Here is a 16332-nt window from a genome sequence, read left to right on the forward strand (position 1 = left end):
ATGCTTCTATAACAGGGGTTCACATTAACAAACATTAAAACTCAGGGTGGATTATAGATGATCCTTGTTCATTGGAAGGCAATTATGCCGAGGTTTTCGAGCTCTCCATGATCGCAAAGGGGCGGAAGGGAACGGCGAAGACTCCTGCGGGATGAACATGATCGGTGAGATCCCGCAGGGCTGTTAAGCCCTAGGAAGCTCAGCACATGCCCGCGGAAAGCGAGTCGTTCCCTTCCGCCCCTTTCACACCCAATATCTCGAAGTCGATTCTTCCACTATCCGATCCTATTGTGGAAGAACTCTTTTATTAATATCTTGAAGATAACCATAAAGAAAGGCGCTAATCTAGGAATAGGCGCCTTTCTTTTTTAAATCAGGATTTGGACGGCCAGGCAGGGAGCGTTTGGCTTAGCGGTTTATCCTTCCGATAACCAAGGACGTATTCAGCCTGCATAATGGTGTGAATTTCCCTTGTTCCCTCATAGATGACGGGTGCCTTAGAGTTACGTAAATAACGTTCAACCGGATATTCGTTGGAGTACCCATAAGCTCCATGAATTTGAACGGCATCATCCGCAGCCTGATTCGCAAAATTGCAGGCCTGCCATTTAGCAAGGGAAGTTTCCCGCGTATTACGAACACCTTGATTCTTCATCTCCCCGGCCCGATAGACGAGGAGACGACTCATTTGAAGACCAGCTTCCATATTCGCAATCATTTGCTGGACCAGCTGATGCCTTCCAATTTCCTTTCCGAACGTATGACGCTCATGGCAGTAATCAACACTTGCCTCGAGACAAGCCATGATTTGACCGCAAGCCCCGGCCGCCACCGTAAAACGGCCATTATCCAATGCAGCCATAGCAATCTTAAACCCATCGCCCTCAGCGCCGACCAAGTTTTCTTTAGGTACTCTGACTTGATCGAAAAATAATTCTCCTGTATTTCCGGCGCGTATGCCTAATTTTCCTTTGATACCTTTTGAAGAGAACCCTGTCATGGTTCGTTCCACGATAAAGGCTGAAATGCCGTGATGCTTTTTACTTTTGTCGGTATAGGCGAAAACGAGAAAATAATCGGCCGAATCACAAAGGGAGATCCACGTCTTCTGTCCGGTAAGCACATATGCGTCGCCATCCTGCCTCGCGGTTGTTTGGAGTGCGGCGACATCAGAGCCAGCCCCGGGTTCTGTAAGTCCAAATCCTCCTATTTTTTCCCCCTTTGCCTGCGGAACTAAGTACCGCTGTTTTTGTTCATCCGTTCCCCATTGCAATAGCGTCATGCTGTTAAGACCAGTATGGACAGACACAGCGGTTCGGAAGGCCGTATCTCCACGCTCTAATTCTTCACATACGATAGCAAGGGAATTGTAGTCCATGCCGCTTCCACCATATTTTTCTGGAATACAGACGCCCATAAGACCTAAGTCAGCCAGTTTTTTTAACAAGTTTGGATCAAATTTTCCATTCGCATCCCACTCTCCGATATACGGCATGATTTCCTTATCCACAAATCCGCGCACTGTCCTGCGGAGCATGACCTGCTCTTCACTGAAATCAAAATCCATAAGATCTCTCCTTAAATAACACTCATTTTTCGCAGTTCTTCAATTTCCTTCTTCTTATACCCCAGGGACTTAAGAATTTCGTCCGTATGTTCTCCGGGTTCAGGTGGGTGGCGCTTTAGTTTTACCTTGGATCGGGACAGTTTCAACGGACTTCCGATCATTTTTATCGGGCCGGCTTTAGGATGCTCGGCTTTTAGAAACATCTCTCTTTCTTTAAGCTGTGGGTCGAGAAATAAGTCATCCAGCGTATGGATAGGGCCAAATGGGATATTGGCTCCTTGACACTTTTCCTTCCAATAACCTGTTGGTTTCTCGAGGAATCCTTTTTGTAAGATTGGAACAAGCTCCTGTCGATGGGCGACTCGATCTGGATTCGTGCGAAAGCGAATATCTGCAGCCAGCTCGGGTTTTTGGATGATCTGACAGAGAGAAGCAAATTGAATGTCATTTCCGACTGCAACAACCATATCCCCGTCCATGGTTTGAAAAGTTTGATAAGGGACGATATTGGCATGATGATTCCCGAGTCTTCCTGGAATTTCACCGGACATTAAATAATTGCTTCCTATATTAACAAGTGAACTGACAGCCGCATCGTATAAAGATAAATCGAGCTGCTGGCCATACCCTGAATGAGAACGCTCGAGTAAAGCAGCCTGAATGCCGATACAGGCATACAACCCCGTTAAGATGTCCGTGATCGCAACACCCGTTTTCTGAGGACCGGATTCTTCGTTTCCTGTAATGCTCATCAGTCCGCTCATGGCTTGAATGATGAAATCGTACCCTGGGAGGTGTTTATATGGACCAGTTTCACCAAAACCAGTGATCGAACAGTACACAATTCCTTCATTCACTTTTTTTAGCTGATCATACCCCAACCCAAGGCGCTCCATGGTTCCAGTTTTAAAATTATGAAGGATAACATCACTCTCAGATACTAGCTGACGAATGATGTTCGTTCCTTTCTCGGTCTTTAAATTGATGGTAAGACTCTTTTTATTACGATTGGCACATGCATAATAAGCGCTGACTCCTTCCTGGAACGGCGGCCCCCACTTCCGAGTATCATCACTTCCTCCAGGGGCCTCCACTTTAATAACGTCTGCCCCTAAATCTCCAAGAATCATCGAACAATAAGGACCAGCAAGCACCCGAGTCAAATCAAGTACACGAATTCCTTCAAGAGCCCCAGCCAAATGGATCACTTCCTTTCTAACAAGTAAAAAACCAGAAGAACCCATACGAAGTATGAATCCAACTGGCTTGGGAACGATGGTCTTGATCGTAATAGGGTCTGTCCTAAAAGGGTTACACTTCATCTTATTCCAAGGGTACGGTGGATATGAATACCTCATTCATTTTTAATCAATGAATAAATGCCTATCATGAAATAATTTCTATCGTAATAGGATAGAGCAGTGGGACAAATCTGAGAAAAGCAGGACAGGTCTCAGAAGCGGCCCATTCATTTACATCTTAGAAATTAAGATTACTTGACAGTGACTTGGGGGTTTTACAATGGAATTTGGTTCAAGACAGGTGAAAAGTCTGCCTCCTTATTTATTTTCCATCTTTCATGAGAAAAAGAAGAAATTAAAACAGCAGGGGATAGACGTTATTGATTTAGGAATAGGAGCTCCGGATTTGCCGGCTCCGTCCTTTATTATCGATCGTTTAACTGTAGAAGCGGCCAATCCTGACAATCATAAATATGCCCCTTACGGCGGATGCGAGGAATTTAAGCAGTCGGTCGCTTCCTTTTACAAGAAGCATTATGATGTTGACCTCGACCCGGAGACAGAGGTGCTTGCCTTAATTGGTTCAAAGGAAGGAATCGCTCATTTAATTCGGGCGGTCATTGATCCGGGGGACGGGGTGCTGATTCCTGATCCAGGCTACCCTGTTTATCAATCAGCTGTCCATCTTGCTTACGGAGCGGCGCTTCCTTATCCATTGGACAGACAGAATGGGTATGTACCTGATTATCAATTGCTGGTAGAAGAAGACGTGGAGAAAGCAAAGCTGATGATTCTAAATTATCCAGGGAATCCAACCGGGGCAACGGTAGAGATGGAGACTTTTGAGAAAGCTGTGGCATTTGCGAAGCAGCATAATCTCTGTGTAGCTCACGATGCTGCTTATGATTTAGTAACGTTCTCTGGTTATAAGGCTCCCAGTATTCTGCAGATACCAGGTTCGAAAGAGACGGCGGTGGAGTTTGGTTCTTTATCGAAAAGTTTTAATATGACTGGGTGGAGAATTGGATATGCGGTAGGTAATAAAGAATTGATACAAGCCTTAGCTGTAATGAAAAGTAACACTGATACCAGTCAGTTTCTGCCTATTCAAAAAGCAGGAGCGGCTGCTTTAAACAGTGACTTCTCAACAGTGAAAGAGAATAACAGGATTTATGAAAAGCGTATGGACCGGATGCTAACTGGTTTATCGGAAATGGACATACATGCAGATCGTCCAAGAGGCACCTTTTTTATTTGGGCACCAGTTCCAAAGGGTTATACATCGCAAGGGTACGTTGAAAAAGTACTGGATGAGGCCGGAGTGATTTTAACACCAGGAACAGCTTTCGGAAAGAAAGGAGAGGGGTATTTCAGGATTTCCTTATCCGTCCCTGAAGAGCGTCTGCAGGAAGCGGTTAATCGTATGAAAATTATGAAGGCAGGAGAGCATACGAATGGTCCATAAGGAATCGCCAATGATGACAAGTGCCAGGGCAATTATAGAATGCATGAAAATAGAAGCCATCGAGAAAGTGTTTTGTGTACCAGGAGAAAGCTATCTCCCAGTCATGGACGCTATTCTTAATGAACACTCTATGAAGCTTGTATCTGCACGGCATGAGGGCGGAGCTTCCTTTATGGCTGAAGGTTACGCAAAAGCTACGGGTAAGCCTGGTGTTGTAATGGCTACAAGAGGGGTGGGCGGATCGAATCTTGCGATTGGGGTGCACACAGCTTATCAGGATTCCACTCCCTTAGTCGTTTTTTTAGGACAAGTTCATAGCAGCTTCAGAGGGAGAGAAGGGTTCCAGGAAATTGATCTGGCTCACTTCTTTAGTTCGATTACGAAATGGACGGTTGAAATCGATAACCCTGTCCGCATTCCTGAATTGGTTCAGCGGGCTTTTCGGATCGCACAAACCGGAAGGCCGGGCCCTGTGGTCATTTCTTTACCGGAAGATCTACTAACAAAAGAAGCAACCATGGAGTTTCAAAATCCAACGGTCAGGCCCTGTCCTGCTCCATCCGGAAAAGAAATTAAGCTTGTAGAAGCGTATATGCAAAAAGCAGAGCGTCCTCTCATTATTGCAGGTGGCGGAGTGAAAATAGCAGGCGCAGAAGACACGCTCGTTCAATTTGCAGAGAAATATGATATGCCGGTGATGGCGGCCTTTCGGAGACAGGATGTTTTTCCAAATAACCACAGGCTGTATGCCGGTCATCTCGGTTTAGGAACGGGAAAATCTATCGTGCAGACGGTGAAGGAAGCAGATTTCATCCTTTCAGTAGGTACACGGTTATCAGAGATTACCACCCAGGATTATACGATATTCAATAAGGGTCAGACCTTGATCCATATGGATATAAATGTTGAAACCCTGGGGAAAGTGTATGCACCTGATGTGGGAATTGTAGCCGATGCGAAAGAAGGGTTAAAAGCGCTTTTAACTTTAAGTGCTGTTCCAAATTGGAAGAATTGGACGACAAAGAGAAGAGAAATCTATCAATCTTCGCTGAGTCTATCGGTTCATAACAATAGTAATCAGCGGATCATTGCACTTCTTCAAGAACATTTGCCTAATGATTCGATTCTTACGAATGATGCCGGGAACTTTGCTGGATGGCTTCATAAATACTACCAGTTCAACTATAAGAAAACGTATATTGGCCCTACATCCGGAGCCATGGGATATGGTTTGCCGGCGGCTCTCGGAGCCAAGTTAGCTCATCCGAAGCGTACGGTCGTTTCTCTGTCTGGAGATGGAGGGTTCCTTATGACCATGCAGGAGCTTGAGACCGCTGTAAGATATAACATTCCGGTCATTAGTATTGTATTTAACAATTGTATGTATGGAACGATCCGTATGCACCAGGAAATGCGGTACCCATTTAAAACGATTGGAACGGATCTTGGCAAGGTGCCTTTTGCGGATATGGCTGTTCAGTTAGGTGCGATGGGTTTCTACGTTAAGAATCCTGACGAGTTTGAACAAGCCTTACTGGGAGCCCTGGAGTGCCAGGAGCCGGCTCTCATTGAAATAGAAAGTGATGCAGAACAGATATCTGTGTCTTCAACAATTCAACAAATAAGGCAGCGAGCTGCAGATTAAAGTTAAAGTTAGTTCGAGGAGGAGATTACCTGTGAGTCAAAAGTTGAACCAAGAAGAAAAACTTCAGAATTTCATTAATGGGGAATGGCTGGAACCTGGTAATGGTGCGTATACGGATGTAACCAATCCGGCTACGCTTGAAACGCTGGTGCAAGTGCCATTGTCTGGTAAAGAAGAAGTAGCTTCCGCTGTAGAGGCTGCCAAGAAAGCTCAAAAGGACTGGGCGCTTGTTCCTGCTCCTCAGCGTGCGGAAGTACTTTACCGTGTAGGTTTAATTATGAAAGAAAGAAAAGAGTACTTGTCTCGCTGGCTGACGATGGAAAATGGAAAGGTGCTGGAAGAAGCACGCGGAGAAGTGCAGGAAGGGATCGATATGGCTTTCTATATGGCTGGGGAAGGACGAAGGTTATTCGGCCAGACCACTCCATCCGAACTGAAGGACAAATTCGCTATGAGTGTACGCGCCCCTGTGGGAGTGATCGGAATAATTACACCATGGAATTTTCCAATAGCCATAGCGACTTGGAAATCGTTTCCCGCCATCGTCGCAGGGAATGCGGTTGTATGGAAGCCCGCCTCCGAAACACCGGTCATGGCTTTTGAATTAGCTAAAATATTTGAAGAAGCAGGTCTTCCTAAAGGGGTCATCAATGTCGTATTCGGTTCAGGTTCTTCCGTCGGGGAAGCTATGCTTGAAGAAAATGATATACGGGTCATCTCGTTTACTGGTTCTAATGAAGTGGGACGTGGAATTGCTTCTAAGTGCGGTCAGAAACTGAAAAAAGTCTCACTCGAAATGGGAGGCAAAAACGCGGTCATTGTGATGGATGATGCTGATCTTTCACTAGCCGTAGAGGGTATTTTGTGGAGCGCATTTGGAACGAGCGGGCAGCGTTGTACCGCCTGCAGCCGCGTATTGGTTCACGAAAGCTTAAAGGATCAATTAGAAGAACGGCTGATGTACGAAATGGCTAAACTGACCATAGGTAATGGATTAGATGAATCGATCAAGGTAGGTCCGATTATTAATCAAAAAGGACTTGAAAAAATAAAAAGTTATATTCGAGTAGGGAATGCAGAAGGGGCCAAGCTGCTTGCGGGCGGTTATGTACTGGAGAACGGAGAACATAAAAAAGGTCATTACTTCGCCCCTACACTATTCACAGATGTGAAAGCCGATATGCGTATCGCTCAGGAAGAAATCTTTGGACCGGTCGTTTCCCTGATTCCAGTAAAGAGTCTCGAAGAAGCTGTTGAGATCAATAACGGCGTGGAGTTTGGCCTCTCGAGTTCTATCTTTACGAAGGATATCAATAAGGTTTTTGCAGCCCAGCGCGATCTGGACACAGGAATTGTGTATGTAAATGCAGGGACAACAGGCGCAGAGATTCATCTTCCTTTTGGAGGAACAAAAGGAACGGGCAATGGGCACCGTGATTCCGGTCTTGCCGCTTTAGATGTGTTTACGGAATGGAAATCCGTGTATGTGGATTTCAGCGGTAAATTACAGCGTGCTCAAATCGACGTGGAGTAGATTGTATGGTCATGAGGGAAGAGGAGGACGGATGATGAAAGTAGCAGTACTTGGATCTGGTCTAATGGGTAAAGAAGCAGCAAGGGATTTAGTCCATAGTCCAGGAGTCGAGCACGTGGGACTCGCTGATATTGATTTATCTCGAGCGGAGAAGGTATGTCAGAGCATAAACTCTCCTAACATTCACGCTTATAAAGTGGATGCAGGAGACGCTGCTGAACTGGCTGCTTTTATGAAATCTTATGATGTCGTCATTAATGCTTTATTCTATTCATTCAATGAGATGGTTGCCAGAACAGCCATAGGAGTAGGTGTAAGTTCCGTAGATCTTGGCGGGCATATCGGTCATATCACGGATAAAGTGTTGGAGCTGGATGAAAAAGCCCAGGCCGCAGGAGTCACCATTATTCCTGATCTAGGGGTAGCTCCTGGAATGATTAATATTCTATCAGGCTATGGAGTTAGTAAACTGGACAAGCTGGATTCCCTGCGCCTGTTTGTGGGAGGCATACCTGTCCAGCCAGAACCTCCTTTGGAATACAATCACGTTTTCTCAATGGAAGGTCTGCTTGATCATTATACAGATCCATCTACCATTATTCGAAACGGCAAGCTTGAGGAAGTCTCCTCCCTTTCGGAAATAGAACCTATCTATTTTGAACGTTATGGTCCGCTTGAAGCGTTCCATACGTCCGGGGGAACATCTACATTGGTTAAGTCCTATCCAAAGGTTCGTACGCTGGAATACAAAACCATCCGGTATCCGGGCCACGCGGAAAAGATGAAGCTGCTGGTCGACTTGAATTTAACGCATAATGACAGCGAAGTTGAGGTCGGTGGTGTGAAGATTAAAACCAGAGAAGTGCTGTTAAAGACGATTGACCCAATTGTTAGCTTAAAGAATAAAGAGGATGCGGTCCTTCTGCGAGTAAACGTGGGCGGGGAAAAGGGTGGGAAACAGGCCGCCTACCAATATGAAATGGTCACCTATAAGGATCGGATCACCAATGTGACGGCCATGGCACGAGCTACGGCCAACACGATATCAGTAGTCGCTCAGATGATCGGCAGTCAGGCCATCACTAAAAAAGGTGTGTGTCCTCCTGAGCAAATAGTTCCGGGCGATCTTTATATTAAAGAGATGGGAAAAAGAGGAGTCGTCATTACGGAAAAACAAATTACTTAAATTGTTAGAAGCTGCTAAACGCAGCTTCTATTTTTTATGGAGAGCTTACCAAATCTCCCCCTTAACAATATTTACAGAAAATCTCCCGTTTGTTTAAGACTCAGTTTCGAGACATTGGTGGAGCGGAAGGTCCTGCGGGGGACGATTTCGCTTTCCGTGGGCATGTGGTAAGCTTCCTCGGGCTTCGCCTTCCGGGATCTTACCGATCATGTTCATCCCACAGGAGTCTTCATCGTCCCCCTACGGACCTGGCCGAATAAGAAACTCGAAACCATTTAAGACATCGACGGGGTGATGAGAAAAAAGCATGTAATCATGAGGCTATTTTCATGCTATAACGATGTGAAATGGCCTGTCATAAAAGCATTTAGGATCGATTAAGAAGGAGAGCATTCTCTCTTATAATAGCGTCCGTTATTCTCACTCGGCTGGGTTGGTGGGGAAATGGCGAGACTCCCATGGGAGAAGGGACTAGGTGAGATCCCGCAGGGAGTGAAACGAGCGAGGAAGCTCACCGTTCCCCCATAGGAAAGTGTTCAAATGTGGCATCACCCCGAAAGACACGACCAGCATAAGCCGAGCATCAAAAGGATGGTGGTTTTTCCGTCCGTTGATGAACGGCTTATGTCTCGAGTGTCTGGGTGATGGAACAAGACGACTTATTTCCCCACCAGCCCCCACCTCATATCGTAACGGACCCAAAATATCTCGAAACTGAGTCTTACACAATCCGTCCTTTAGTGGAATAGAAGTGATGGGAACTATTCAAAAGCGTTTGGTATGATCATTATAGAAAATTAGATGATTATGTATATTTATTCCTTAATATGGATGTGGTTATTAGAAATTGAAACAGAGGAGTAAGTTTCTTCTTAAAAACCATTGAATCAATATGCAATAAAATGTATGATTAACAAATTGAAAAGGATATATAACCTTAAAATTCGAAAAAATATGCATTCATATTCAGAAGTGGAGGAAGGAAGATGGAGTTAGAAAAGCAAGAACTACAGATGGAAAAGAAATATACAGCCAAACAATTATTTAAATTCTTAATCCCGTCTATCATAGGGGGGCTATTGTTCCTCGTGCCCATCTCAGTAGATGGCACGGTCACGATTGGACTTGGGGTAATGGCCGATGGGCTGCAGGCCGCTATTTCTGATTACATTCCTTTATTTATGACAAGTGTACTTTGGATTTCAGCTGTCGGCGCTATTGCAATCAAAGGAATCAGCCAGCCCGCAATTCGCAATCATACATTTATTGCAAGATTATTTGATGTTGGCTTATTCTGGATTGTGCTGCGTTTACTGGGAGCTGTCTTTGCAACCCTGACACTCACTGGTGCAGGACCTGAAGTGGTGTCTTCTGAATTAACTGGTCACGTTGTGTTATTTGATCTCATTCCAGTACTAATGGTCTGGTTTTTATTTGCCAGCTTGTTCATGCCGTTGTTATTGGAATTTGGATTAATGGATTTCATTGGGACGATGGTACGAAAGGTTATGCATCCATTATTCAAACTTCCTGGCCGTTCCTCCGTCGATGCTTTAGCTTCATGGATGGGCAGTGGAACGGTTGGAGTGTTGCTGACTACTCAGCAGTACGAAGGGGGCTATTACTCTAAACGGGAAGCGGCTGTTGTTGCGACTAACTTTTCCATTGCATCAATCGCCTTCAGTTTAGTTATTGCAAGATTCATAGGAATTGACCATATGTTCGTCCAGTTTTATTTCACGGTAGCCGTATGCGGTATTGTAGCAGCGGTGATCTGTCCGCGTCTTCCACCGCTTTCTCGGAAGAAGAGTACGTACTATGGGCCGGCAGGAAAGCAAATTGATGAGGCCGTCCCTTCAGGATATTCAAGCTTCCAATGGGCGGTTCAACAGGCTGTAAGCAAGGCCGACCAGGTAAAAAGCGCTCGTAGTGTAATCAATAGAGGAATTTTCAATGTCGCCGATATTTGGCTCGGTCTTATTCCTCTGGTTATGGCACTTGGGACGATTGCTCTTATGGTCGCTGAATTTACGCCGATTTTCACGTTCTTATCTTATCCATTTATTCCATTTTTGAACGTACTGCAAATACCAGAGGCTCAAGCGGCTGCTCCGGCAATGATTGTCGGATTTGCGGACATGTTCCTGCCAGCTGTTATCGGATCGGGAATTGAATCAGAGTTGACCCGCTTTATCATCGGAGTCATGTCTCTGACACAATTAGTGTATATGTCTGAGATTGGTATTCTATTAATTAAATCGAAAATTCCTTTGAACATTGGAGAATTGTTCATTATCTTTTTACAGAGAACCGTTATTACGCTGCCCATCGCAGCTTTGATGGCTCATCTATTATTCTTCTGAACCGCGTGCTATTATAGAGAGAGTTTTTTAATGGAGGTAGTTTTTAATGGGGAACGACTGGAATCATCTTGTTGAAAATATGTCAAACCGGCTGGCGCCGAGCATGGCTAAGGACCACCCGAACTTGCCAGTACTTAAAGAAGAAGGGTGCTATTATTACGGTGTAGATGGCAGGACGTATCTTGATTTTACTTCGGGAATTGCCACCACCAATGTTGGACATCGGCATCCCAAAGTGGTTGAGGCGATTAAGGAAGGAGCAGATCAGCTAGGGCACGGACCATCTGGAGTTATTATTTATGAATCAATTTTGAAACTTGCAGACCGTCTGGCTGAAATCATGCCCGGGGATCTCGATTGCTTCTTTTTTGGAAATAGCGGAGCAGAAGCCATTGAAGGAGCTATCAAGCTAGCAAAGCATGTGACGGAACGGCCTTACATTGTATCATTTATCGGCGGTTTTCACGGGCGTTCAATGGGAGCCCTAAGTGTCACAAGTTCAAAAAGTAAATATCGCAAGTTTCTGAATCCGACCGGATCTTATCAGATTCCATACGCCCAGGTGGAGGATGCCCCTGAAGGCACGGAGCCAGAGCAGTATGTAGTGCAGCAATTAGAAAAGGATTTCGAGCGATTGTTTGCCCACCAAGTGACATCTGATGAGGTAGCAGCTGTTTTAGTTGAACCTGTACTTGGAGAAGGCGGCTATATCGTCCCGCCAAAAGCCTGGCTACAAAAGGTCCGCGAACTATGCGACTATTATGGTTTATTACTCATTTTTGATGAGGTTCAGACAGGATTCGGACGGACAGGTGAATGGTTTGCCTCCCAAACCTTTGATGTGACACCGGATATCATGGCGATTGCGAAAGGCATTGCTAATGGAATGCCGCTCAGTGCAACGGTTGCTCCAAATGCACTGATGAAGCAGTGGCCGTTGGGAAGTCATGCCACAACTTTCGGTGGAAATCCAATCGCCTGTTCTGCAGCCAATGCGGTTTTGGATGTGATACAGGAAGAGAATCTGCTTGAAAATACAAAAGAAGCTGGAGCCTATGCTGCTGAGAAGCTGCATGAGATAAAAGGCCGGCATCCATCAATCGGACGCATACGGTCAGTCGGTCTTATGATCGGTATTGAAATCGTGGATCCTGTTACTGGAAAACCCAATAGTGAAGGCTTATTTAACGTTCTGGACAAGGCTCTTGAAAATGGGGTTCTCTTTTACTTTGGCGGCAATCAGACGGAAATCATTCGAATGATACCTCCATTAACGATAAGTAAAGAACAGATTGACGAGGGTCTGAAGATGTTTGATGAAGCTTTAACGGCTTATGAAGAAGAAATAACGGTGTATTAGAAAAAGACGAGAGATCGTTGTTGATCTCTCGTCTTTATTAGTGTAAAACTTTTATGAATAACCCAAAACTGCGTTTTACTTCGTCTATTTTTAAAGCGCCGTTTCTACTTTTGCTACGGGTTCTGTTTTTTCCTTAGATAGGAACCAGCCGCCGGCACCGATAGTGAGGAGAACAGACCAGAAGATAAGTTTCCATGTCAGGCTTTTAGCAAAACCGTCCGCTAATAGTGCGACTTCTGGGTGGTCGAGTGTATAGACAGCGAGCTTCACACCTACCCAACCGACAATAAGGTAAGCAGCTGTCTCAAGACCAGGGCGCTTGTCGAGAAGAATTACAAAATATCTAGCAGCGAAACGCATGATGATCAGGCCGATTATACCGCCGGCAAGAATAACGGCAAAGTGTCCGCCGTCCAAACCACCGATCTGAGGGAGGCTGGTAGTAGGGAGCATCACGGCCAAAGCTACAGCAGCAAGGATGGAATCAACAGCGAACGCAATATCAGCAAGTTCGACTTTAACAACGGTCATCCAGAAGCTTGAGCTTTTGCTTGTGGAGTGTGATTTTTTCAATTTTGGTTTCAATACATGTTTTTTCAACAAATGGTAAGCAGCTATTCCAATTAAATACAAAGCACCAATAGCTTGAACCTGCCAAATTTGGACCAGGTAGGAGATGACAAACAGGGAGGCAAATCGGAAAACGAAAGCTCCGCCTAGACCATAAAACAAAGCCTTTTTCCGCTGCTTTTCCGGAAGGTGTTTTACCATAGTAGCAATGACAAGGGCGTTGTCTGCTGCCAAAATTCCCTCAAGACCAATTAGAATTAATAAGACCCAGCCGTATTCCATCAATAATGAAATGTCCATTCATTTTCTCCTCTTTAATTTGTTATGGTTTAATTCAAAACGACAAGTTCGTCGTGGTCAAAACTTTTCACATCATCGGTAAAAACAATTTTTGTTTTTAAGCGATACGTTTCTGCGTTCGTTGTAGGAGGAAGATCTTCCGGAATTTGATAGTGAAAGGGAACTTCACGCATTCCTTTTGGTTCCATTGTCTGAGACATTAACACGGTAGCGGCTGGGGCAATTACTTCGGTTTTCCGGCCTTTCGTTTCTTTTACAAAATCGCATTCCAGTCGTTTAATTTTTTGCGGCAGCCATCCGCCATAAATGTGGAAAGAGCCCTTTACGATGGCTCCTGGTACAATCTGATGAGATTGCAGCACTAAATCTACTTTCGGGGAACCGATTTTAAATAAATTTAATAATGAATGGATCACGATCTAGAACCTCCTCAGGTTTTGATGGATTGATTCTGCATTCGTCTTTCATTGGCGGTACTCCTTCTCTTTTTAGACACTAAAAAACCTTTACCATGAGTCTGGTAAAGGTTTTGAAATAACAAATACACACCTTTACCAAATTGGCAAAGGTCTCGCAAACAACAATATGTTGCCAGTTAAGCCGGTGATGGATCATCACGTATTGTCGACATAACTGTAAGCTACTCCCCTTTGGAGTATTATAAGCTCCTTATGAGCACAGTCTTTACTCTCTAACTGTAACTCTATATTATTATATTTTTCCAACTCTGTCAATTTATATTTTGAAAATTCTCTCATCGGACGCGCCTGAATTTATCTGAGGAACGGTTGGCAAGGACAGTATTGGCAGTTGCGCCACTGCTGCAGATAAGGATAGACTGGTGAGACCCTGGAGGATGAAGGGATGCCGTTGAAAAGGTACGTTTTAATTATCAATCCAGAAGACAGCCTAAGTATTGTGGAAGCAAAATCGATGAGGCATGCCTATGAGAATCACTACGGCAAAATTACCAGTGATCCTTCAGGCGACTATCCGTAAAATAATTAGTTAGGAGAATGAAATATGCCCGATATAACAAATCAAATAATCCTTGTTACCGGGGCTAATCGAGGACAGGGGAAAGCGATGGCTGAACTGGGGAGCCGTGTGGTGGTTGCCGCCCGGGATTATTCTCAAGCAATGGAAACAGCTGAAGAAATCGGAAATGAAAAGGCTTTTCCAGTAAAGTTGGATGTTACAAGTGAAGAAGAATGGAAAGAAGCAGTCAGTCTGGTCATTAAAAAATTCGGCCGAATCGATACTCTTATTAATAATGCTGGAATCCTTATACGTAAACCTTTCAGTCAACTCACAATAGAAGAATATCAACAGTTAATTCATGTAAACCAGCTCGGAGTATTCATCGGCATGCAAACCGTTACTCCTTATATGGAAAAACAGAAAAAGGGATCGATCATTAATAACCTATCCATTTCGTCTTTTGCTCCTATCAGCCGTTCCTCAGCTTATGCCGCAACTAAGGCGGCAGTGGTGGCCATGTCTAAATCGGCGGCAATTGAATTAGGACCAAAAGGTATTAGAGTCAATATGATTCATCCCGGCGGGATCGAAACGGAGATGGCTACTCAGGGTCAAGGAGTTCCAGAATCCTATCAAAATATCCCTTTGGGACGTATTGGGCAGCCTATAGAAATAGCCAGAGTGGCAGCTTTTCTTGCTTCGAATGAAAGTTCATACTGCACAGGGACGGAAATCGTGGTAGATGGAGGCATGACACTTGGTACCTCTTGAGATATAGAGGGCAAATCGTGATGTATTTTTTAGTTATCAAGTCTGCCAGGTAAAGGCAGGTTTGTTTAAATAACATCACGAATTGTTTAAGTTTTTGTAACAAAAAGACGCATTCTGTACATCTATGGTATGATAACTTAGGTTTATTGAAATTATATTATAATAAGGATGATCATTATGCAGAAAGATAGAATTGAATCTATCTATTTTTTAAGGCTGTTTGCCATGCTGATGGTTGTACTAGTTCATACTACAGGTATCTTCCAGTCCGTCTTTTCTGAAGGTAGTATGGAGTTTGGAGTCTATCACTTTATCAATCGGATTATACGATTAGAAGCTGGTATCTTCATTATGATTACAGCCATGGTATTTTTCTATAAATATATAGATAAGAAAATGACAGTGCCGGAATTAAAAGATTATTATAAGAAGCGGGCGCTTTATATTGTGGTTCCCTACCTTTTATGGGCCTTATTTTATGAAGCTTTCTCTCTTTATATTGGAGCGGTTCCTCTTAATTTTGCAGAGATGACCTGGAGAATAATCCAAGGAGAATCCTTTTACCAGCTTCATTTTATATTCTTAATTGTGCAATTTTATCTGGTATTTCCTATTATTTTGTTTGTTGCGCAGAAAGTTCCTGTGTTTAAAAAATATATGTGGGTATTTGGAATTGCTATAGAAATCGGCTACTATTTCTTTGACCAGACGTTCAAGTTGATTCCGTTTTCCATCTTCCTAAGTTCTCTGGGACCTTATTTGCTGGGAGCCTGGATCGGTACGTATTATAAGGAACAGCGCTCGCTCATCTATAGAAAAACGAATGTTGCGTGGGCCATTTTTGCACTGGCAGCCGGTGTGACTACCGTGTTCTTACACTATCATTTATACACGGTTTCTACGTTCGTCCTCCCGGGGTATGTTTATTTAATTATGAACCTTTCCTACATTCTGAGCGGGAGCTATATATTGTTCCGATTGACCGAAGTTGTCTGTGACAAATGGCCAGCCATTATTCCGTATGTGCAGCGTGTGGCTGTGTATTCTTTTGGATTTTATCTGCTACATCCTTTTATCCTGAAAGTCGTGGCTCAGTTCATTCCTGCGCCAGAAGGGTATTGGTTCCATCTGTTTATTCTTCTCAGGTACGTGAGCACGATTGTCCTTTGTTACTTGGTCATCTGGTTCACTCATAAGTACTTTGTACGGCCTGGATTACTATTTGGAAAACTTCCAAGAAGAGCACCTTCGTTTTTGGAAACTCCTAAAGTTTCACCGGAAAATAAAAGGACTGGAACGTAAATTTAAGTTTTTTTCAAAGATGTACGCTTTTTCCAGGGCGTGCATCT

13 protein-coding genes are annotated in these 16332 nt (G+C 44.1%); 9 read left to right on the plus strand and 4 right to left on the minus strand.

Annotated features, from left to right (window positions below; all coding sequences use genetic code 11):
• Nucleotides 1-373 precede the first annotated feature (373 nt).
• Together ACTWP7_RS01415 and ACTWP7_RS01420 are read right to left on the minus strand one after the other, a co-directional pair.
• A complete protein-coding gene (locus ACTWP7_RS01415; RefSeq protein WP_443121726.1) occupies nucleotides 374-1567 on the minus strand; it encodes an acyl-CoA dehydrogenase family protein in 1194 nt (397 codons plus the stop codon).
• 11 nt (nucleotides 1568-1578) lie between these two features.
• Entirely contained in the window at nucleotides 1579-2766 is a 1188-nt protein-coding gene (locus ACTWP7_RS01420) for a CaiB/BaiF CoA transferase family protein (protein ID WP_443121870.1), read from the minus strand.
• 322 nt (nucleotides 2767-3088) lie between these two features.
• On the opposite strand from ACTWP7_RS01420, the gene ACTWP7_RS01425 reads away from it, so the two are divergent.
• The 6 genes from ACTWP7_RS01425 (at nucleotide 3089) to ACTWP7_RS01450 (ending at nucleotide 12361) form a co-directional block, all read left to right on the plus strand.
• Nucleotides 3089-4273: an aminotransferase class I/II-fold pyridoxal phosphate-dependent enzyme gene (locus tag ACTWP7_RS01425; protein WP_443121727.1), complete on the plus strand. Its 1185-nt coding sequence runs from the start codon at nucleotides 3089-3091 to the stop codon at nucleotides 4271-4273.
• A complete protein-coding gene (locus tag ACTWP7_RS01430) occupies nucleotides 4263-5918 on the plus strand; it encodes a thiamine pyrophosphate-dependent enzyme (RefSeq protein ID WP_443121728.1) in 1656 nt (551 codons plus the stop codon). Before ACTWP7_RS01425 ends, ACTWP7_RS01430 begins: the two co-directional genes overlap by 11 nt.
• A gap of 31 nt (nucleotides 5919-5949) precedes the next feature.
• On the plus strand, nucleotides 5950-7452 hold the full coding sequence (locus ACTWP7_RS01435; RefSeq protein WP_443121729.1) for an aldehyde dehydrogenase family protein: 1503 nt from the start codon (nucleotides 5950-5952) through the stop codon (nucleotides 7450-7452).
• Between the two features lie 34 nt (nucleotides 7453-7486).
• Nucleotides 7487-8638: a saccharopine dehydrogenase family protein gene (locus ACTWP7_RS01440; RefSeq protein ID WP_443121730.1), complete on the plus strand. Its 1152-nt coding sequence runs from the start codon at nucleotides 7487-7489 to the stop codon at nucleotides 8636-8638.
• 986 nt (nucleotides 8639-9624) lie between these two features.
• Nucleotides 9625-11001: a YjiH family protein gene (locus ACTWP7_RS01445; RefSeq protein ID WP_443121731.1), complete on the plus strand. Its 1377-nt coding sequence runs from the start codon at nucleotides 9625-9627 to the stop codon at nucleotides 10999-11001.
• A 46-nt stretch (nucleotides 11002-11047) separates the two neighbouring features.
• A complete protein-coding gene (locus tag ACTWP7_RS01450; RefSeq protein WP_443121732.1) occupies nucleotides 11048-12361 on the plus strand; it encodes an aspartate aminotransferase family protein in 1314 nt (437 codons plus the stop codon).
• A gap of 90 nt (nucleotides 12362-12451) precedes the next feature.
• Here ACTWP7_RS01450 and ACTWP7_RS01455 read toward each other — a convergent pair whose 3' ends face one another.
• Nucleotides 12452-13231 (minus strand): TerC family protein, encoded by a 780-nt coding sequence (locus ACTWP7_RS01455; protein WP_443121733.1) that lies wholly within the window; start codon nucleotides 13229-13231, stop codon nucleotides 12452-12454.
• Between the two features lie 29 nt (nucleotides 13232-13260).
• Nucleotides 13261-13647: a sporulation protein gene (locus ACTWP7_RS01460; RefSeq protein WP_443121734.1), complete on the minus strand. Its 387-nt coding sequence runs from the start codon at nucleotides 13645-13647 to the stop codon at nucleotides 13261-13263.
• 448 nt (nucleotides 13648-14095) lie between these two features.
• Between ACTWP7_RS01460 and ACTWP7_RS01465 the strand changes: the two genes are divergently transcribed.
• The 3 genes from ACTWP7_RS01465 (at nucleotide 14096) to ACTWP7_RS01475 (ending at nucleotide 16285) form a co-directional block, all read left to right on the plus strand.
• Nucleotides 14096-14230 (plus strand): hypothetical protein, encoded by a 135-nt coding sequence (locus ACTWP7_RS01465; protein ID WP_014642177.1) that lies wholly within the window; start codon nucleotides 14096-14098, stop codon nucleotides 14228-14230.
• 24 nt (nucleotides 14231-14254) lie between these two features.
• Nucleotides 14255-14983: an SDR family NAD(P)-dependent oxidoreductase gene (locus ACTWP7_RS01470; RefSeq protein ID WP_443121735.1), complete on the plus strand. Its 729-nt coding sequence runs from the start codon at nucleotides 14255-14257 to the stop codon at nucleotides 14981-14983.
• Nucleotides 14984-15160: 177 nt separating this feature from the next.
• A complete protein-coding gene (locus tag ACTWP7_RS01475; protein WP_443121736.1) occupies nucleotides 15161-16285 on the plus strand; it encodes an acyltransferase in 1125 nt (374 codons plus the stop codon).
• The last annotated feature ends 47 nt before the right edge of the window (nucleotides 16286-16332 follow it).

The organism is Halobacillus sp. B29 (assembly GCF_052246755.1).
Lineage (GTDB): Bacteria > Bacillota > Bacilli > Bacillales > Halobacillaceae > Halobacillus > Halobacillus halophilus.

Bases quoted from the DNA above. Each gene is read 5' to 3' on its own strand.
- ACTWP7_RS01415 (WP_443121726.1), bottom strand. From the start codon at position 1,567: ATGGATTTTGATTTCAGTGAAGAGCAGGTCATGCTCCGCAGGACAGTG.
- ACTWP7_RS01425 (WP_443121727.1), top strand. From the start codon at position 3,089: ATGGAATTTGGTTCAAGACAGGTGAAAAGTCTGCCTCCTTATTTATTT.
- ACTWP7_RS01430 (WP_443121728.1), top strand. From the start codon at position 4,263: ATGGTCCATAAGGAATCGCCAATGATGACAAGTGCCAGGGCAATTATA.
- ACTWP7_RS01440 (WP_443121730.1), top strand. From the start codon at position 7,487: ATGAAAGTAGCAGTACTTGGATCTGGTCTAATGGGTAAAGAAGCAGCA.
- ACTWP7_RS01445 (WP_443121731.1), top strand. From the start codon at position 9,625: ATGGAGTTAGAAAAGCAAGAACTACAGATGGAAAAGAAATATACAGCC.
- ACTWP7_RS01450 (WP_443121732.1), top strand. From the start codon at position 11,048: ATGGGGAACGACTGGAATCATCTTGTTGAAAATATGTCAAACCGGCTG.
- ACTWP7_RS01455 (WP_443121733.1), bottom strand. From the start codon at position 13,231: ATGGACATTTCATTATTGATGGAATACGGCTGGGTCTTATTAATTCTA.
- ACTWP7_RS01465 (WP_014642177.1), top strand. From the start codon at position 14,096: ATGCCGTTGAAAAGGTACGTTTTAATTATCAATCCAGAAGACAGCCTA.
- ACTWP7_RS01470 (WP_443121735.1), top strand. From the start codon at position 14,255: ATGCCCGATATAACAAATCAAATAATCCTTGTTACCGGGGCTAATCGA.
- ACTWP7_RS01475 (WP_443121736.1), top strand. From the start codon at position 15,161: ATGCAGAAAGATAGAATTGAATCTATCTATTTTTTAAGGCTGTTTGCC.